Here is an 18468-nt window from a genome sequence, read left to right on the forward strand (position 1 = left end):
CACCCAGAGGACTGGCTTCCTACAAAAGACCAACCAACCTCTGTATCTGTAGGAGGCCAGTCCCCTGGGCGACTGGAAGCATCCCGGCCCATGAACACAGCGATCGCCCAAGAGGTCACTCTTACCGGCTATTCAAAAACCGGGCTTTCCACGAAAGCCCGGTCCGGTTAGCCCGTGTTGCGCATCCCCGCTGAAATGCCCGCCATGGTCACTTTTAATGCCCGCTCCAGTTGGGGGTCCAGATTCCCCGTTTTGCGGGCCCGTTTCAGCAGTTCGGCCTGCAAATAGTTCAGCGGGTCGGTATAGGGGTTGCGCACCAGAATCGATTGCGCCAGCAATGGGTCGCTTTCGAGTAATACCTGCTGTTTCTTGATCTGGTTGAGCAATACTTCACTGGCTTTCAGGTCTTCGCGCAGGTTTTCGCCCAGGTCATGTAATTCAGGCGGCACCAATTGCTGCTCGTAGTAGGCGGTGATTGATCCGTCGGCCTTGCCCAGCACCATTTCCAGCAAATCCAGGAAACTGCTGAAGAACGCCCAGTTTTCGACCATGTCCTGCAGCAGCTCCGGGTTGGTCTCCAGCCCGTGCTCCAGGGCCTGGCGAGCGCCCAGCCAGGATGGCATGTTCAATCGCACTTGCATCCATGCGAACACCCAGGGAATGGCACGCAGGCTTTCGACACCGCCGGTTGCCTTGCGTTTCGCCGGTCGGCTGCCCAGCGCCAGCATGCCGAGCTCTTGCTCGGGGGTCAGGCTGCGGAAGTAGGGCACGAACCGTTCGTCGTGGCGGACGATCGACCGGTAACGCTCCAGGCTGGCCTGTGACATGGCTTCCATCAACTCACGCCATTCGGCCTTGGGGGCTGCGCTGGGCTCCAGGGTGGCGCGCAGGGTGGCTGCTACGTAGATGTTGAGACTGCGCACCGCGACTCGGGGCATACCAAACTTATAGCGAATCATTTCCCCCTGTTCGGTGACCCGAATTGCTCCGCGCACCGAGCCCGGAGGTTGCGACGCCATGGCTTTTTCAACCGGGCCGCCGCCGCGACCGACGGTGCCGCCGCGACCGTGGAACAGCATCAGGTGAATGTCATTGTCGCTGGCAAGCTTGACCAGACGCTCCTGCGCTTTGTATTGCGCCCAGGTGGCGGTGAGCTTGCCCGCATCTTTGGCGGAATCCGAATACCCGATCATCACCGTTTGCTTGCCACCGCAATACTCGCGATACCAGGGCAGCGACCAGAGTTTTTCCATCACCGAGACCGAGCGGTCGAGGTCATCGAGGGTTTCAAACAGCGGCACGATGGGCACGTTCCAGTCGAGCCCGCTTTCTTTGAGCAACAAGGCAACGGCCAATACGTCTGATGGGTGCTTGGCCATGGAAATAATATAGCTCGACAATACCTCGGCCGGCTCTTCGGCCAGGATGCGTGCGGTATCCAGCACCTCTTGAGTGTCGGCGCCCGGTTGCCAGTGCCGCGGGATCAGCGGACGGCGACTGCCCAATTGTTCCAGCAGAAAGGCCTCTCGCCGCGCTTCGTCCCAGTCTTTGTAGTCGCCGAGCCCGAGATACCGGGTCACTTCATCGATGGCCAGTACATGTCGCTCGCTGTCCTGGCGGATATCGAGCGGCACCAGGTTGACGCCAAAGCAATGCACGCGCCGAATGCAATCGAGCAGGGCACCGTTGGCGATGCGGCTCATTCCGCACTCCAGTAAAGAGTCATAGCAGGCCATTAAGGGCGCGAGAATGTCGTCACGGGTGACAATGACATCCTCGGGCGCTGCGACAGCATCGCCCTGAACCCGGCGTTCTGCCCAGGCCAGCGTATGTTCAAGCCGGGTACGCAAGCTGTGCAGCTTGGCCCGGTAAGGCGTGGGCGTTTCACCCACCTCTGCGATCAGCTCAGCGCTGGCTTCGCTCATGCTGAGGTCACCGGCCAGATCGTGAATGTCTTTCAGGTACAGGTCGGCCGCCATCCAGCGTCCCAGCAGAATCACTTCCTGAGTGACAGTGTGGGTCACGTTGGGGTTACCATCGCGGTCGCCACCCATCCAGGAATAGAAGTGGAAGGGTGACGCGTCGACGCTCAGGCCCTGGCCCAGCCGGGAGCGAGCCGTGCGGTCGAGCTCCCGCAGGAATTGTGGCACGGCGTGCCAAAGTGAGTTTTCAATCACCGCGAAGCCCCACTTGGCTTCATCGACCGCCGTTGGTCGTTCATCCCGGATCTCGTTGGTATGCCAGATTTCATTAACCGTGCGGCGCAGGTTTGAGGTGAGCTCGGTGTGCTCGTAGCGCAGCAGATCGGTGCGTTTCAGATCGGCCAGGTCTTCGGCGATGCGTTCATGTTTCCGGATCAGGGTGCGCCGCGTCACCTCGGTCGGGTGTGCGGTCAGCACCAGTTCAATGTTCAGGTTGCGCAGGGCGTCGGCAACGCTGTCTTTGCCGAGGGTGTCGACCAGTTGCTCAAGCGTGTCTTCCACCGCCTCGCGCTGATTGGCTTCGGCACTGGAGAAAAACTGCTGGTCGGCAATGTTGGCCAGGTTCAAAAACTGACTGAAGGCTCGCACGATGGGCAGAACATCTTCGTCTTCCAGGCTCGATAGGACATCGATCAGTGGCTGGGGGTCGCTGCTCTCGGCGGTATTAACCGCCTTGCCGAGCCGGCGAATTTCTTCGACCTTGCGGAACAACTCTGGCCCCCGGGTTTCCAGCAGGGTATCGCCCAGCAGTTCGCCCAGTAGCCGTACGTTTTCACGCAGAGTGTCAGGAATTGCAGTCATGTGTCGATCTCTCCCGGGAAAAGGTTAACTTTAGCAACCGATGCTTTAGAATGCGCTCCCTGCATCGGTGCACCGATTAAGTGCTTGCTGTTTTGTACACGCGTTTCGCTGTGCTTTTCTTTCAAATCTTGTGTGCCGCTGCTATTGACAAGGTGTCGCTAAAATAGGGGCGCAACAGGGCAAACACGCCTTGTATTCATACGGTTGGAATCGGCGACGGGTTCGCTTTAGTCAAACCCGATTGTAACTTTACAACGTTTTGCATCAAATAGGATGAACCATGAGTGTATTCAGATCTGTGAATCCAGCCAGTCAGGAATGCCTGTTCGAGGCGAAAGGCTGGTCACAGACTGAAACGATTGGGGTTCTGAACCGCCAGCAGCAAGCCTGGCCGGCGCTGTCGGCCATACCGCTGACTCAGCGCATTCAATGGCTCAGCGCCCTGGCGGGCTTGCTGGACGAACACCAGGACACCCTGGCCCGGCAGATCACCCGGGAAATGGGTAAGCCACTGACGCAGTCGCTGGCCGAGTTGCACAAGACAATTGCTCTGATCGGGTACCTGGTTGAGCAGGGCCCGGGCGTGTTGAGTGATACCGGCATTCATGCGGACGCCGCGCTGAGTTTCGAGCCCTGGGGCGGCATTCTAGGCATTATGCCCTGGAATTATCCGGTCTGGCAGGTGTGCCGTTTTGCGTTGCCTGCCTTGTTAGCGGGTAACACGGTGGCCATCAAACCCGCTCCGAACGTATGGCTCAGCTCCCGGTTACTGGTCAACCTGATCCATGAGGCCGGTTTTCCGGAGGAGGCAGTGGCACTGTTGCAGATTGATCCGGAGGATCTGCCTGCCGTGTACGATCATCCGCATTTACGCCAGGTGCATTTCACTGGCAGCAGCAATGCGGGCAGGGCGATCGCCATGGCTTGCGCCGAACGACTGATCCCCAGCACCCTCGAACTTGGCGGCAGCGACGTCTGGCTGCTGACCGACAGCGGTGATCTGAACGCCTTTGTCGACAACGCCCTGGCGTCTCGCCTCAATAATTCCGGCCAGAGCTGTTTGTGCGCCAAACGCTGGCTGGTGCCCGCTTCCCGGCTGGATGCAGTGCTGGCCCGGGTGCAGGAACGTTTGGCACATTTTTCGCCGACGGAACCGGAAGCACCGGGTTGCACCCTGGGTCCGCTGGCCCGGGTCGATATTCGCGATCGTCTGTTGCAGCAGTGGCATAACCTCAAAGTGACCGCCACCCGTCACAGCGAAGATCCCACCGTTGAGGGGCTGTACGTTAGCCCGGCCTGGGCCGTTACCGATGATCCAATGACCAGCCCGGTCTGGCCCGATGAAATATTTGGCCCGGTGCTGCAATTAGCCGCCTATGAATCGGTTGATCAGGCCGTGCTATGGGCCAATCGAAGCCGGTACGGGCTGGGAGGGGCGGTTTGGAGTAACTCGGTTGAGGAGTCGACAGACATCGCTCGCAGACTGACAACCCGCAACGTAGCCATCAATAAGCCGATGCGCAGCCGTATTGATGTGCCGTTTGGGGGCATGGGTGAGTCAGGCTGGGGGGTCGAGCTGGGGGCCAGTGGCCTGCAGGCGATAACCCGGCGACAAACCCGGTATTTTTAGAAGTAACCAGACGAGAACCCTCTTCCAGCCCTCTCGTGGGACGGGAGAGGGCGCGTTCAGTTGGTTGCAATACAACCAGTGCCCGTCACTCGCGACGCTGCACATGCCAGTTCTCTCTCCATCACCGGGGGAGAGAGCTAGAGGGGGCGGCGTAGCCGTTAGTAGCCTGGTTTTTTCGGCCGGTAGACCACCGAATTCAGTACCGGAACTTGCTCGGCATCCAGGTGCTCCAGATAATGCTCCAGTGTGGCTTTCACGGTTAGAAAGGCAATGTCTTCCCAGGGAATGTCATGAGCATCAAAGAGTACGACTTCGCTGCTTTCCGGCGTTGTCTCGAACGAGAAGTCGGGCATATCGACCCGGTAAAACACGTGTACCTGATCAAAATCCGGCAGGCTGACCATCGATAACAGTTGTGGGTTCAGGCCTGTTACACGAGATTCCTCGACCGTCTCGCGCAGAGCGCCTTCTACCGTCGTTTCACCGTTTTCCATAAAGCCTGCGGGCAGGGTCCAGTAGCCGTGGCGCGGTTCAATGGCGCGTCGGCAAAGCAGTATACGGCCGTCCGGTGCAACCGGCAGTGTACCGGTGATCACTCTGGGGTTCTGATAGTGGATCGTGCCACACTGGTCGCACAGATACCGTGGGCGGTTGTCGAATTCCGGGGTGTCAAAGCGCACCCGGTTACCGCAATGGCTGCAAAAATTCATGAGTAAAACGTTTCGTTGTGAGTGCTTTGCGCCAAGCCTATCAGGACTTCGGCGGCACGTCTTGAGCGATGCGGGGAAATTCCAGAATCACGGCGTCGCGATCCGGTTCGATACGGGCACCGGTGGTTGTGTGGCCATCGTTGTAGAGTGTATCTTTCAAACATTCGCGTAACCGGTCGACCCGTTCATGCATGAGCTGAGACATACGGATACAGCATTGCATCGGATTTTTAGCGCGACGACGCTCCATATCCAGCACAAACTGAAGGCCTTGCAATTGGGCGCGCTGATGGCTCGGTGCTCGTTCAATGACTTCGGCAACCAGTCGGCTGCGCAGTGATTCCAGAGCTTCAGGGTCCTCGTCGGCGAGTGCTTTGAGGGCATCGAAAGCGGGCAGTTCAATTACAGGATTGGCCATCACAGTCTCCGTTTGGATGGGTTACCGTCAACGCACTCACAGGCTGTGGAATGTCTCGGAATTTCAACAGCCTGAATCCGGAACCAGGATGTTCCGGTGAAACCAAAGCAATCCCGGTCGTCGAGTATCGCGGTTTGATTAGGATTGAGGCTGTTAATGACAGTCGATGACCCTCTGCATCATGCGGTGCGTTACTTTATACTGGTCTGTACTGATATCAGACGCTTCCCTGTCTGATTTCAATCTAGCACTACTGAGTGGTAAATGGCAGTGACACTGTTCAAAAAACAAGCTATTTACGGTGGTACCGTAAAGGTCATGAAAACGACTGACGCGTTGCGCCTCTCACCGGGCAGTAAACGTGCGAAAATGAATCCATGACTGCATATTCATCGTTCTTCAATCATTTAGAGCACCGTTTGACGCGCCACGAACCGAGGCTGCTGTCGCTCGACCAGCCGCGAGCCGGTGTTCTGGTGCCGCTGCTAGACAACGCAGGCGAACCCTCTCTGTTGCTGACAGTCAGGGCAAGCCATTTGAAATCCCACCCTGGCGACATCGCCTTTCCGGGAGGCATGTGGGAGCCTGAAGATACCTCGTTAGAGGCCACCGCGTTGCGTGAAACGCATGAAGAGCTGAACCTGGCTCCGGATCTGATTAATGTTCTGGGCCCATTGTCGACTGGCTTGTCGAAGAACGGCGTTCAGGTATTTCCCTTTGTCGGGAAGGTATCCAGCCTTGATCAGTGCGTTGCCAGCCCCGATGAAATCGCCGAGTGGTTTACCGTACCCTGGGCATTTTTTACCGATACGGCGCCTCGACTTCAGCCTATTGAGCGTCATGGCATTTCGTTTCAAATTCCGCATTATGATTTCGACGGGCATCATATCTGGGGCCTCACTGCGATGATCTTGCTCGAATTGGTGAATTTGACCGAAGGCACTGATTGGCCGCTGCCGGCCTTTACCGGAGTGACCCGTCCGGGTCGGTTGTGACCGGTTTGTTTTGACGTTATGTGGCGATAAAGCGCGTGTTTGCGGGGCGCTGTGTTATACTTTTAGAGAGTGGCAAACAAGGCGTTCTGCGAACATGGATGGGGCAGGTGGTTAGCAAGCATGTCTGAAACACGAAAATTAATCATGGTGGCGTCACTCGAACGTCATCTCGGTAAAGAACGCAATATACTGTTCGAAGCGATCATGGCTCAGCAATGTGTTCCCACCGGCCTGCCGTTTCCGGCTGTTTCCGCGAATTATCTCTGGAAACTGAACCAACTCGCCCTGAACGATGCCGACTATGTGTTTCTGCTGGTTGGCAATGAGTACGGCCCGCTCACCGAACAAGGTGTGGGTTATCTGCACCAGACTTACGCTACGGTTCGTGCTCAGCACAAAACCCCTGTCGCCCTGATCTACACCGGGCACGAAATTTCCAGCCCCAGTGAAATCGACAAGACCCGCCTGAACCAACTGATTGGTTTGCTCAAAACCGGCATCTACTACGAGTGGGACGGCGAAGAGACGCTGCGGGATATCACCGAGCGTGCCATCGAGCGGGTGCTTGAAGAACACCCGGCGCCCGGTTGGCAGCCGGCCGGTTCGGTCACAGAGTCGTCTTCCCAGTTGACTGCGTTGCGTGCTGAAGTAGAGCGGCTTAAGCAGGAATTGTCAGCCGGGCGCACATCGCGTGCGGCCGCCGATCTATCGACGCTCACCAACCCCCGTTCAGTCTGGCACAGCCAGTTCAGATGCAAGGCCTTTCGCGAGGGTCAACTGAAGGTGTTGACCGGTAGTGTGTCGGTTTCCTGGAAGACGGTATTTACCTGGCTGGCAGCACCGCTGCTAACCCCGGTGACAGAGGCCAGAGTGAATGCCTTGTTGGCCGAGTATCTGCAACCATTGGCACTGGTGGATATCAAACGCCGCTGGCACGGCAGTCATGCCGTGGCCGATGTGAAACTGGAACGAGCCGCTCTGGACGAAGTAAAACTGCAATTGCATTCGATGGCGCTGATTCAGTTCGATAACCTGGGTCGCTGGAGTCTCACCGAGACCGGTGAATCGGTCGCGCTCAAAACCGTTCCGGCCATGGCCAGCCGCCGCGAGGCCTGATGACCTTTTCCGACCGTTTGAAGGTACTGATTGCCGGGCGCACCGTCAGTGACTTTGCCCGCTCGGTGGGCCTCGGCGAGAGCCTCATTCGAAAGTATTTGGCAGGCTCGGAGCCATCTCTCTCTCGTGCTCATCAAATCGCCCGGTCGTGTCAGTGTTCCCTGGCCTGGCTGGCCAGTGGCGAGGGCCTGCCATTCGATGCAGCCCCCGAAGTCGCCCTTGATGCGCTGCAGTCAGCCTTACGCATCATCGCCAGAGAGCCCGGCAGAAGTGATGTCAACATTCCGGATACCGAGACTCTGAAACACATCATCGCGCTCTACCAATACCTCAGACACCATCGCTTGCGTGATGGCACCGTTGATGAGCTCCTGGGCCAGTCGTTTATGCGATTGTTGCAACAGGGAGAGGCCCCTAATCGCGAGCAGTCGTAGCAGGGCTTCCTACGAGCGTTCAAAGGTCCGGTTCAGTTCACAAATGCGACCGAAAAAGCGCCTTTCCCAAACAAATACGCCGAAGAACCGCTCATCCGGCTCAGCCAAAGGTGGCCTCCCTGCCGGGTAACCAACTGGTGAAGTCGTCGAACAGCCGGGTGTTGTTGCAGTGGGTCAGTATCGCCCGCAAAACTGGCGTTAACCGCTGGGCAGTTCAGTCGGCTTGCTTCCAAAGTGGCGCATATCTGCTCCACCACGGGTGTGATTGGATCTGCCGCCGTGGCACGACCGATCCTTTCCTCCTGTCCATCCAGAACCTGAAAAATGGGGTAGCTTTGCTGATGGTTCAAGAGGGCTCTTTGCAGCCAGTTCACGTTGGGAAAAACCGGTTTTTCCAGGGTGCGCATCGAATTTGCAGCCGCCGGTGTGCTGTAGATGTGCCGAATTCGGGGTGCAAACGCCAACAACGGTCTGCGAAGTTTGTCGATCGATAATCCCTCGTCACGATGCAAACGAGCGATTTCCTGAACCAGTAGCCCATAAGCAGCCAGGGTATGACCGCTGTCCATGACGCGCAGCCTGAAATGGCTGTGCAGATTGGCAGCGTGTCGAATCCGGTCCAGCTGTGGTTGCAGGATAGTCGCCTGGTGATTCCAGTGGTGGTAGCCCGGGTGGCGGTGTTTTGCCGGCGTCACGACGAGTGCACCGTCGCTGTTCAGCAACCAATGGTTTTCCAGTGCCTGGCTGAGCCGTGTGTCCTGGTTTAAGTCATGCAAGGGTAGTGTTGGAGAGGTATTGGCAGCCAATTGATACCAGGCGTCGGTGATCGCTATGCTGCGGTCATCGGGTGACCATTCGGTAGGGTTTGCCAGCCAGGCCAGAGGCAAAGTGGATAACTCGAATCGCTGGTATACAGCGTTGGGTAAATCGCAGCTGGCATCCAGGGCAAGGGTCAGATACTGCATGTGGTGAACGTCCTGTTCTGGGAGTCTGCCAGGTTTGGGGTAATGTCTGCACAGTCGGTTTACCCTGTGTCCTACAGACTTCCGGGATCCATGGTATTCGGTAGCTTACTGCAGTTTATTCGGTCTTGTCTTTGAACTCGCACAAATCTTCAATAATGCAGGCGCCACAGCGAGGCTTTCGGGCGGTACAGGTGTAGCGGCCGTGCAGAATCAGCCAGTGGTGGGCGTCCATTAAAAACTCAGTCGGGATCAACCGAAGCAAGCGTTGTTCAACGTCAACCACGTTCTTGCCCGGTGCGATTTTCGTGCGGTTAGCGACGCGGAATATGTGCGTATCGACCGCCAAAGTGGGTTGGCCAAAGGCAGTGTTCAGCACCACGTTGGCGGTCTTTCGACCGACACCGGGCAGGGCCTCCAGCGCGGCCCGGTCAGCCGGTATCTCGCCAGCGTCGAGGGCCAGATCGCTGTGCTGATCCAGTAGCAGACGACAGAGTTTGTGAACATTCTCAGCCTTGCTGTTGAACAGGCCGATGGTTTTTATGTAGGCCTTCAAACCATCGACACCCAGGTCCGCAATGGCTTGAGGCGTGTTGGCCACCGGGTAGAGTTTGTCAGTGGCCTTGTTAACGCCCTTGTCGGTCGCCTGGGCCGACAGCACCACCGCCACGAGCAACTCGAAAGGTGTGCTGTAGTTCAGCTCCGTTTCCGGGTTGGGGTTGGCGGCGCGCAAGCGGCTGAAGATTTCCGTTCGTTTGGATTTGTTCATAACAGTAAAATAGTCCGCAAGACACTGGGTAAATTCAATCATCGATCTGCACCTCTTCCGTCCTGCGGGAGAGGGTTTTTGACCAAGTTTTATCCGCACTTCAATCGAAACCACAGCACCAACGGCTGCGCCGTCCCCCTCTCTCTAGCTCTCTCCCCCAGTGGTGGAGAGAGGACTGGGGTGTGCAGCGTCGCGAATGAAGGGCAGAGGTTGTATTGCAACCAACTAAACGCTCCCTCTCCCGTCCCACGGGAGAGGGCTCTTGCTTTCTTTTTACCCAATGTTCCCGGTCACCCGCACCCGTTTGGAACCGGCGATGGGTTTCTCTGCCTTTGCGGCTTTGCGCTGTTCAATGCCCGAGTCGACCCGGTTTTTGAGCGCAATCAACAATCCCAGGCCCACAAAGGCCCCGGGCGGCAATACGGCAAACAGAAAATCCGGGTAATTCGGGAACAGGGTGATTTCCCAATTCGCGGCAACCGGCCCGAATATCAGGTCCATGTTGGTGAACAGGGTGCCCTGGCCGACCAGTTCCCGCAAACCACCGAGCACGATCAGCACCGCCAGAAAGCCAAGCGACATCATCAAGCCATCTAGCATTGAGGGTAGTACCGGGTTTTTACGGGCGAAAGCGTCGGCGCGGCCGAGAATGGTGCAGTTGGTGACGATCAGCGGAATAAAGATCCCCAGCACCTGGTACAGCTCGTAAGTAAACGCCTGCATCAGCAGTTCGGCGCAGGTGGTGAAGGAAGCGATGATCATGACAAACGCCGGCAATCGCACAGAGTCCGGGACGTAATGGCGAATCATCGAAACAGCGGTGTTGGAACCCACCAACACGACCATGGTCGCAATGCCCAGCCCAAGGGCGTTTACCACTGAACCGGTGACGGCGAGCAGGGGGCACAAACCCAGCAATTGCACCAAGGCGGCGTTGTTGTTCCACAGGCCGTTGCGCGTCAGTTCGCGCGCAGAAGTGGTGCTTTTGGCGGGGGTCGCGTCGGTCATGAGTCGACTCCGGTGGTATCGGGGTTAGTGCTCAACAGCACCGCCCGGTTGGTCTCAAAAAAGGTCAGCGTTCTGGCCGCGGCGCGAACAATGGCACGCGGTGTGATGGTGGCACCGGTCATTTGATCAAAGGCGCCGCCGTCTTTTTTCACCTGCCACTGGTCGGGCTCCAGGGTCTCGAATGACTGACCGTCGAAACTGAAAATCCAGTCTGACTTGCCGGTTTCGATCTGATCGCCGAGGCCCGGGGTCTCTTTGTGCGTGATCACCCGCACGCCGAGCAGCGTACCACTGGCATCAATGGCGGCAATTAACCGGATGGGTTCGGTATACCCCTCGGGTGCCACAAACGGCAGAATGACGGCCGTAACCGTACCGTCTCTGCGGGCCTGGTACCAGGTGGCCTCGCGGTTCAGGCGCAGCAAATTGGTGTCGGTCAGAGTCGGCAGGTTAACCGGAAAGGCGGTTTCCAGCAGGTCGTTGTCGCGCAGCCGTTCCGGGGTCAGATCATAGAGCGACCGCGCTTCAAAGGCGCGCTGGTTGGCGTCGATCCGATCAGCCGTCAGCGTCTGGGTAACCGCAATGATGCCCGCCGTGAACACCGCGAAAATGCCCAGGCCAATCGCGCTGCGGCGAATCGCCGCGGTCAGCGTTATGGGGGCTTCGGTGCCGGCGTCCGGTTGTGGGGTGTTGTCGGTCTCGTCAGTCATTCTTGAAGCCTTTCACCGGTTTATCGTGGCCGTAAACGCGCGGTCGGGTGTAATGGTCGATTAGCGGCGCGGCGAAGTTCATCAGCAATACCGCAAAGGCAACGGCGTCGGGGTAGTTGCCCCAGGTTCGAATCAGGTAGATCAGCACGCCGATGCCCAAGCCATACACCAGCTTGCCACGGTTACTGGTGGCAGCGCTGACCGGGTCGGTGGCAATGAAGAAGGCCCCCAGCATGGTTGCCCCGGCGAACAGGTGCAGGTCGATCGGGGTGCGCACATCGGCATCGCCGCTGAACAGCAGCGCCATGATGCCCAGGCCGCCGAGCAGGCTGACCGGTATGTGCCAGGTGATGATGCGTTTCCACAGAAGTACAGCGCCGCCGGCCAGAAAGGCCAGGTTGGCGACATCCCAGCCTTCTGCGACCCAGCCGCCGAACACGGGCGACTGCAGCACTTCGGTCGAGGTCAGTCGTGATATATCGAGCTTGTAAACATCCAGTGGCGTCGCGCCGGTGGCCCCATCGATGGGGGTCTGGCCGGTAAATATTACGGCCAGGGTGTCGGCTATCGAAAGCGTGAAATCAGGGCTGGCCCAGCGCGTCGTCATGTACAGCGGTAACGAGACCAGTAGCAGGGCATAGGCGACCATGGCCGGGTTGAACGGGTTATGGCCGAGCCCGCCAAACAGCTGTTTGGCGAATACGATGGCGATCATCGTGCCCAGCACCGTCAGCCACCAGGGAGCAAGCGGCGGTAACGCCAGCGCAAGCAGGGCGGCGGTAACCAGGGCACTCAAGTCTTTCAAAAAGAACACGACGGGCCGGCCGCGCCAGGCGAGCAAGAGGGCTTCGGCCAGCAGGGCGGTCAGCAACGCCAACACCATATTGATGGCATAACCCACACTAAAGCTGACGATCAGCACAATCCAGCCGGGTACCAGCGTCAGCAACACCCAGCCCATAACCCAGCTGACAGACAGGCGACCGGTCACGTGCGGTGAGGTCAGGTTCAGCCCGCTCATGAATCGGTGTCCTTTTTGGGGTCTGCAGCGTCGCGTGTGCCCTGTGCCGCGCTTTCCAGCGCCGCCTGGGCACTGCGGTGTTTTTCTTCCAGTTTGGTCAGCGCTTTGCGCAAGGCGGGCACCATATCGGGTGATTCCTGTTCGGCGACGATCAGTCGTTCATTGGCTTTTTTGACCTTGGTCGCGGCCAGTTCCAGGGCTTTTTCAAGATCAACCCGGCTCAGGTCGGCTGTGGCTTGAGCCGCCCCGGCCTTTTTGGCTTTGGCACGGGCCATGGCAGCCTTTATGGCGTCGTCCTGTGCGTCCGGCTCACCGCTGCCGGCCTCTGCCTTGGCAGCCCGAGCGTCAGCGGCGGCTTTGGCGCGGGCTTTGCGGCGGGCTTCCTTTTCCAGCCGTTCTTTGTCGAGCCGGGCCTGGCGGGCTTCAAACCGTGTCCGTGCGCGCTCAGCTTTAATTTGCTCTTCCTGCTCGTTGCGCAGTTCACCCTTGGCGTAGCGGTAATATTGCACCAGCGGAATGCGGCTCGGGCACACATAGGCACAAGCCCCGCATTCGATGCAGTCGTTGATCGAGTGCAGCTCGGCCGCATCGAGATCCCGGTGTTTGGAAGCCCAGAATAACTGTTGCGGCAGTAAATTGACCGGGCATGCCTGTTCGCACAAACCACACCGTATACAGGGGTTATCCGGCATGGGGCGGGGCAGTTCTTTGCGTGTGGGCACCAGCAGGCAGTTAGTGGTTTTCACCAGTGGCGCGGTAATGTCGGGCAGCGCAAAACCCATCATCGGGCCGCCCATAATGACCCGGTCGGCCTTTTTCAGATGAACACCGGTCTGGTTCAGCACAGTTTCTATGGGTGTACCGATGCGCACCTCGTAATTGCCGGGTGCGTCCACAGCTTCCCCGGTCACGGTGGTCACCCGGCTGATCAGGGGTTCGTCAAGCTGTATGGCGCGGTAAATACTGGCCAGGGTGCCGACGTTCTGGCAGACAATGCCCAGGTCGCTCGGTAAACCGCCGCGTGGCACTTCCTGGCCGGTCACCAGTTGAATGAGTTGGCGTTCACCGCCGCTCGGGTATTTGGTAGCGACCACGCTGACGCGCATGTCAATGCCCAGCCGTTTGGCGGCTTCGCGCATGGCAGTCAGTGCCTGAGGCTTGTTGTCTTCAATGCCCAGGCGAATCGTGCTGGCACCCAACAGATGTTTGGCGATGTTCGCGCCTTGCAGTATCTCATCGGCCCGTTCGCGCATCAGCCGGTCGTCGGCGGTAATGTAGGGTTCGCACTCGGCTGCGTTGATCAGCAAAGTGGTGATGGGTTTATGCTTGTTGCGGTATTTCACATCGGTTGGAAAACCGGCGCCGCCCTGGCCGACGACGCCGCTGTCACGCAGGCGTTGAATCAGCTCATCGACCGGCTGTTCGCGCCAGTTCAGTATGGGGTGGCGCTCTCGCCAGTCGTCCTCACCATCGGCTTCAAGCAGAATGCAGGGTGCTGACAAGCCGGACTCATGGGCGATAACGCGGTCTTCTATGGCGCAGATTCGGCCAGAGGTCGGCGCGTGCACGGCGGCACTGATGCCGCCGACAGCCGTCGCCAACACATCGCCTTTGCGAACCGTCATGCCTACGGTAACCACCGGGTCCGCAGGGGCACCCAGATGCATCGCCAGAGGCAGTATCAGCACCGAAGGCAGCGGTACCTCGGTGATGGGGGTGGTATTCGAGAGCGTTTTACGCTCCTGCGGATGAATGCCGCCTTTCAGGGCAAATACCTTGTCGGTTGCGATGGCTGCCAGTGTTGTCATGCAGCGCGCTCCCGGTCAGAGGGTTGATCGGTCGCGATCAGGTTGACGCCCGGTTCGGGTTTGTCCCAGTGCCAACTGCGCAGCGTGACTTCAATCGGCACCATATCAATGCAATCGACCGGGCAGGGCTCAACGCACAAATCGCAGCCGGTGCATTCGCTTTCGATCACGGTGTGCATTTGTTTCGCCGCACCCAAAATGGCATCCACCGGGCAGGCTTGAATGCATTTGGTGCAACCGATGCACTCATCTTCGCGAATGATGGCGACGGTGCGGCCTTTTTCTTCGCCGTGTTCGGCATCCAGCGGTTCGGGTTCGACATCGAGCAGATCGGCCAGTGCCTGAATGGTGGCCTCGCCTCCGGGCGGGCACTTGTTGATCTTATCGCCATTGGCGATAGCCTCGGCGTAGGGTCGGCAGCCCGGGTAGCCGCATTGGCCGCATTGAGTTTGCGGCAGAATGTCGTCGATGTTATCGACAATGGGGTTACCCTCGGGCCGGAACCGAACCGAGGCAAAACCGAGCAGGCCGCCAAGTACAGCAGCAAGCATGAGCAGGGTGACGATCGCGATCCACATAAATTACCCCAAGGTCACCAGGCCAGAAAAACCCATAAAGGCGAGCGACATAATGCCCGCCGCGACCAGGCCAATGGCTGCCCCCTGAAACGGCACGGGCACATCAGCGACCGCCAGCCGTTCACGCATGGCGGCAAACAACACCAGCACCAGCGAAAACCCGACAGCGGCGCCGAAGCCATAGAGAAAGCTCTCAATCAGGCTGTTCTGGCGGCTGATGTTCAGCAAAGCCACCCCGAGTACCGCGCAGTTGGTGGTAATCAGCGGTAGAAAGATGCCCAGCACCCGGTACAGCAGGGGGCTGGTTTTGCGCACCAGCATTTCGGTGAACTGCACCATAAAGGCGATCACCAGAATAAAGCTGATCGTTCTCAGGTAAGTCAGCCCCAGTGGCTCAAGCAACCAGGTGTACACCACATAACTGGCCACTGACGAGAGCGTCAGCACAAAAGTGGTGGCGGCCGACATACCCACGGCCGTCTCCAGCTTGCTCGACACACCCATAAAGGGGCACAGCCCGAGAAACTGAACCAGAACAAAGTTGTTAACCAGAATGGTGCCAACCAGCAAAAGCAGGTAGTCGCTCATCAAAAAGACGGCCTTAGCGCTGTGTAGGGTGAAAAGAAAGTAGAGCCCTATTATCGTGAATTGTTATATAGCTAACAAGGTGAATAACGGAATCGTTTTAGTGCGTTTCGTTATGGTTATAAACCGGTGGCGTCATGAGCGAAAGCACGGGTGAAATTTAACCAATGATCTACTCCCTCTCCCGTCCCACGGGAGAGGGCCGGGGAGAGGGTTCTCGTCTGGTTTTTTCGCACTCCAATCGACACCACAGCACTAATGGCTGCGCCATCCCCCTCTCTCTAGCTCTCTCCCCCGGTGGTGGAGAGAGCACTGGTAAGTGCAGCGTTGTGATGAGAATGATGGGTGCGGGTTAGTGGGTTGCCCCGTTCAATGCAATAACCGCCACACCGGCAACGGCCAGCAACATCCCGCCCCAGGCTTTCCGGGTTGCCTTGTGCCCGCGAATCCGATCAATCGAAAACGCCATGATTGCACACGTCGCGATCAGGGTTTGCACCACACCCGCTTCGGTGCGTTTCACCGCCAATTGCTGAAACCAGATAGCCAGAAGGGTGCCGACAAACGTACTGAGCGCCAGAATGGCCCACTGCCGACCTGTCAGCCGGGGCCAGAAGGCCTTGCGCTGCAGACCAATAAACAGCGGTATGGCGGTAATGCCTGCGGCCAGTCTCAAAAACGAGGCCTGAGACGCGGGCATGTCCACCGCCAGAAACACCTCGCGCATGAACACCATACCCAGTGCCTGGCACAGGGCAGCGCCGAGCGCGAAAGCCATGCCTAAAAATGGATGACTGCGATGTGCCGGGTTTTCCGGTTCTAGCACCCAGAACAAAGCGGGGATGATCATGGCGGCACCGAGCCATTGCCACAGCGTTAGAAATTCGCTCAACCAAAGCATGCCCAGGCCAATCGCGAACAGCGGCGCGCTGGATTCAGCAATCGACAGGGTGGTGCGCTCACCAATGCGGTTCAACGCCGAAAAGATAAAGGTGTCGCCCAGGGTAATGCCGATAAAGCCACTGAGCAGCAAGGGCGCATAGACCTCGGTCGGAATCGCCACCCACTGGCCCGAGACCCAAATAAAGGCCAGCAAGCCGCCGCAAGCCAGTAACCCCTTCCAAAAATTCAGCTGCAATGGCGAGAGCGCGGTGCCGAGATGGCGGAAACCATAGGCGGCCAGTGTCCACGACAAGGCGGCCAGAATTGCGAAGAGTTCACCCATGAATCACGACCATCCGAGTATTTGCACCGAAAAAGGGCGTGTATCTAACATCGGTCGTTGGGTGCAGGTCAAGCCGGGAACACCCGCAGATGGTATTTCCCCCGGGCCCACTGAGAGCAACCCCACCCGCAGGAGGTCAGTCCCCTGGGCGACCGGTAGCATCCTGGCCGGTGAATACAACCACTGCCCAAGGGCCAGCATCACCGGCTGATTATTCTCCCCGTCACCCAGAGGACGCGCTTCCCACGAATACAAACCAAACTGCTATGGTAATCGGGTATCGCAGCACCTAATCTCCTGCGGTAAACTGCCGCCCACTATCTTATGAACTCCTATCGGCTTACACCCGCAACGTAAAGGGATAAACAATGAAGATTACCGTTTTTGGCATAGGCTACGTCGGCCTGGTTCAGGGAACCTGTTTGGCAGAGGCCGGGCACGAGGTCGTGTGTGTCGATGTCGACGCCAACCGGGTCGACAACCTGAAAAAAGGCATCATCCCGATCTACGAGCCCGGGCTTGAGCCCATGGTCAAGGCCAATTACGACTCTGGCCGGCTGAGCTTCACCACCGATGCAGCAGCGGCCGTTGCCCATGGCGACATTCAGTTCATTGCCGTCGGCACTCCGCCGGATGAAGACGGCAGCGCCGACCTGAAATACGTGCTGGCCGTGGCGCGTACCATCGCTGAAAACATGAGCCGCCACACCATTGTGGTGAACAAATCGACTGTGCCCGTGGGCACGGCCGATAAAGTCACCGCCGCCATCAAAGACGTACTGGCCAAGCGCACCGACGCCACGCTGACGTTCGACGTGGTTTCCAACCCCGAGTTCCTGAAAGAAGGCGCGGCGGTCAACGATTGCATGCGACCAGACCGCATCGTCATCGGTACCGAAAGCACCGAGTCCATCGACGCCATGCGCGAATTGTACGAACCGTTCAACCGCAATCATGAAAAAATCATCCAGATGGACGTGCGCAGTGCCGAACTGACCAAATACGCCGCCAACTGCATGCTGGCCACCAAAATCAGTTTCATGAACGAAATCGCCAATCTGGCCGAGCGCCTTGGCGCCGACATTGAAGCCGTACGCCACGGCATCGGTAGCGACCCGCGCATTGGTTATCAGTTCATCTACCCGGGCGTGGGTTACGGCGGCTCCTGCTTTCCCAAAGACGTCCAGGCGCTGATCCGCACCGCCGATGGCATCGACTTCGACGCCAAAGTGCTCAAAGCCGTAGAAGCGCGCAACTACGAGCAGAAAACCACGCTGTTCAGCAAGATTCACGCGCACTACAACGGCGACCTGAACGGCAAAACCATCGCCGTCTGGGGCCTAAGCTTCAAACCCAACACCGACGACATGCGCGAAGCGCCAAGCCGGGTGTTGATGGAAGCGCTGTGGGCAGCCGGTGCCAAAGTCCAGGCCTACGATCCCGAAGCGATGGAAGAAACCCAGCGTATCTATGGCGACCAAGACGCCCTGACGCTGTGCGGCACCAAAGAAAGCGCCCTCAAAGGGGCCGATGCCCTGGCCATTGTGACCGAATGGCAGCCTTTCCGGGTGCCGGATTTCGATGCAATTAAACAACAGTTGACCGATCCGGTGATTTTCGATGGCCGGAATCTGTATGAGCCGAAACGGATGCAGAAGAAAGGGATTACGTATTATTCGGTGGGGCGGAATCCGGTTTAGACAAAAGACGCAGGAC

The 18468-nt window shown here is 58.2% G+C and carries 17 protein-coding genes; 5 read left to right on the forward strand and 12 right to left on the reverse strand.

Going from position 1 to position 18468, the window contains the following annotated elements; genetic code table 11:
- Nucleotides 1-167: 167 nt before the first annotated feature.
- Nucleotides 168-2783, reverse strand: a complete 2616-nt coding sequence (gene ppc / locus G565_RS0121760; RefSeq protein ID WP_028672664.1) for a phosphoenolpyruvate carboxylase — start codon at nucleotides 2781-2783, stop codon at nucleotides 168-170.
- A 280-nt stretch (nucleotides 2784-3063) separates the two neighbouring features.
- Between ppc and G565_RS0121765 the strand changes: the two genes are divergently transcribed.
- Nucleotides 3064-4413, forward strand: a complete 1350-nt coding sequence (locus G565_RS0121765; protein ID WP_028672665.1) for an aldehyde dehydrogenase family protein — start codon at nucleotides 3064-3066, stop codon at nucleotides 4411-4413.
- Nucleotides 4414-4571: 158 nt separating this feature from the next.
- Here G565_RS0121765 and G565_RS0121770 read toward each other — a convergent pair whose 3' ends face one another.
- Together G565_RS0121770 and G565_RS26255 are read right to left on the reverse strand one after the other, a co-directional pair.
- Nucleotides 4572-5123, reverse strand: a complete 552-nt coding sequence (locus tag G565_RS0121770; RefSeq protein ID WP_028672666.1) for an NUDIX hydrolase — start codon at nucleotides 5121-5123, stop codon at nucleotides 4572-4574.
- Between the two features lie 40 nt (nucleotides 5124-5163).
- On the reverse strand, nucleotides 5164-5541 hold the full coding sequence (locus G565_RS26255) for a DUF3135 domain-containing protein (protein ID WP_051208427.1): 378 nt from the start codon (nucleotides 5539-5541) through the stop codon (nucleotides 5164-5166).
- Nucleotides 5542-5918: 377 nt separating this feature from the next.
- On the opposite strand from G565_RS26255, the gene G565_RS25540 reads away from it, so the two are divergent.
- From G565_RS25540 to G565_RS0121795, 3 genes are all read left to right on the forward strand, one after another.
- A complete protein-coding gene (locus tag G565_RS25540) occupies nucleotides 5919-6536 on the forward strand; it encodes an NUDIX hydrolase (RefSeq protein WP_051208429.1) in 618 nt (205 codons plus the stop codon).
- 120 nt (nucleotides 6537-6656) lie between these two features.
- Nucleotides 6657-7652: a DUF4062 domain-containing protein gene (locus tag G565_RS0121790; RefSeq protein ID WP_028672667.1), complete on the forward strand. Its 996-nt coding sequence runs from the start codon at nucleotides 6657-6659 to the stop codon at nucleotides 7650-7652.
- Nucleotides 7652-8086: a helix-turn-helix domain-containing protein gene (locus tag G565_RS0121795; protein ID WP_028672668.1), complete on the forward strand. Its 435-nt coding sequence runs from the start codon at nucleotides 7652-7654 to the stop codon at nucleotides 8084-8086. Before G565_RS0121790 ends, G565_RS0121795 begins: the two co-directional genes overlap by 1 nt.
- Nucleotides 8087-8118: 32 nt before the next feature.
- Here the strand turns inward: G565_RS0121795 and G565_RS0121800 are convergent, their stop codons facing one another.
- From G565_RS0121800 to G565_RS0121840, 9 genes are all read right to left on the reverse strand, one after another.
- Entirely contained in the window at nucleotides 8119-9051 is a 933-nt protein-coding gene (locus G565_RS0121800; RefSeq protein ID WP_028672669.1) for a DegV family protein, read from the reverse strand.
- 115 nt (nucleotides 9052-9166) lie between these two features.
- Nucleotides 9167-9817, reverse strand: coding sequence for an endonuclease III (gene nth / locus G565_RS0121805; RefSeq protein WP_028672670.1), 651 nt, complete (start codon nucleotides 9815-9817; stop codon nucleotides 9167-9169).
- Between the two features lie 273 nt (nucleotides 9818-10090).
- The gene (locus G565_RS0121810) at nucleotides 10091-10825 is read right to left on the reverse strand and encodes an electron transport complex subunit E (RefSeq protein WP_028672671.1); all 735 of its coding nucleotides are present in this window, start codon (nucleotides 10823-10825) and stop codon (nucleotides 10091-10093) included.
- The gene (gene rsxG, locus G565_RS0121815; RefSeq protein WP_084649525.1) at nucleotides 10822-11535 is read right to left on the reverse strand and encodes an electron transport complex subunit RsxG; all 714 of its coding nucleotides are present in this window, start codon (nucleotides 11533-11535) and stop codon (nucleotides 10822-10824) included. Before rsxG ends, G565_RS0121810 begins: the two co-directional genes overlap by 4 nt.
- Complete coding sequence (locus tag G565_RS0121820) at nucleotides 11528-12556, reverse strand: RnfABCDGE type electron transport complex subunit D (RefSeq protein WP_028672673.1); 1029 nt, start codon at nucleotides 12554-12556, stop codon at nucleotides 11528-11530. The genes rsxG and G565_RS0121820 overlap by 8 nt, the downstream gene beginning before the upstream one ends.
- Nucleotides 12553-14364 carry an electron transport complex subunit RsxC gene (gene rsxC / locus G565_RS0121825; RefSeq protein ID WP_028672674.1) on the reverse strand — a complete coding sequence of 604 codons (1812 nt, stop codon included), beginning with the start codon at nucleotides 14362-14364 and terminating at the stop codon, nucleotides 12553-12555. The genes G565_RS0121820 and rsxC overlap by 4 nt, the downstream gene beginning before the upstream one ends.
- Nucleotides 14361-14942: an electron transport complex subunit RsxB gene (gene rsxB, locus G565_RS0121830; protein ID WP_028672675.1), complete on the reverse strand. Its 582-nt coding sequence runs from the start codon at nucleotides 14940-14942 to the stop codon at nucleotides 14361-14363. Before rsxB ends, rsxC begins: the two co-directional genes overlap by 4 nt.
- A gap of 3 nt (nucleotides 14943-14945) precedes the next feature.
- The gene (gene rsxA / locus G565_RS0121835; protein ID WP_028672676.1) at nucleotides 14946-15530 is read right to left on the reverse strand and encodes an electron transport complex subunit RsxA; all 585 of its coding nucleotides are present in this window, start codon (nucleotides 15528-15530) and stop codon (nucleotides 14946-14948) included.
- 349 nt (nucleotides 15531-15879) lie between these two features.
- Nucleotides 15880-16752: a DMT family transporter gene (locus tag G565_RS0121840; RefSeq protein ID WP_028672677.1), complete on the reverse strand. Its 873-nt coding sequence runs from the start codon at nucleotides 16750-16752 to the stop codon at nucleotides 15880-15882.
- Between the two features lie 368 nt (nucleotides 16753-17120).
- Between G565_RS0121840 and G565_RS0121845 the strand changes: the two genes are divergently transcribed.
- On the forward strand, nucleotides 17121-18452 hold the full coding sequence (locus G565_RS0121845) for a UDP-glucose dehydrogenase family protein (protein ID WP_028672678.1): 1332 nt from the start codon (nucleotides 17121-17123) through the stop codon (nucleotides 18450-18452).
- Nucleotides 18453-18468: the final 16 nt, after the last annotated feature.

The sequence above is a fragment of the Saccharospirillum impatiens DSM 12546 genome (genome assembly GCF_000423605.1).
Classification (GTDB): Bacteria; Pseudomonadota; Gammaproteobacteria; order Pseudomonadales; family Natronospirillaceae; genus Saccharospirillum; species Saccharospirillum impatiens.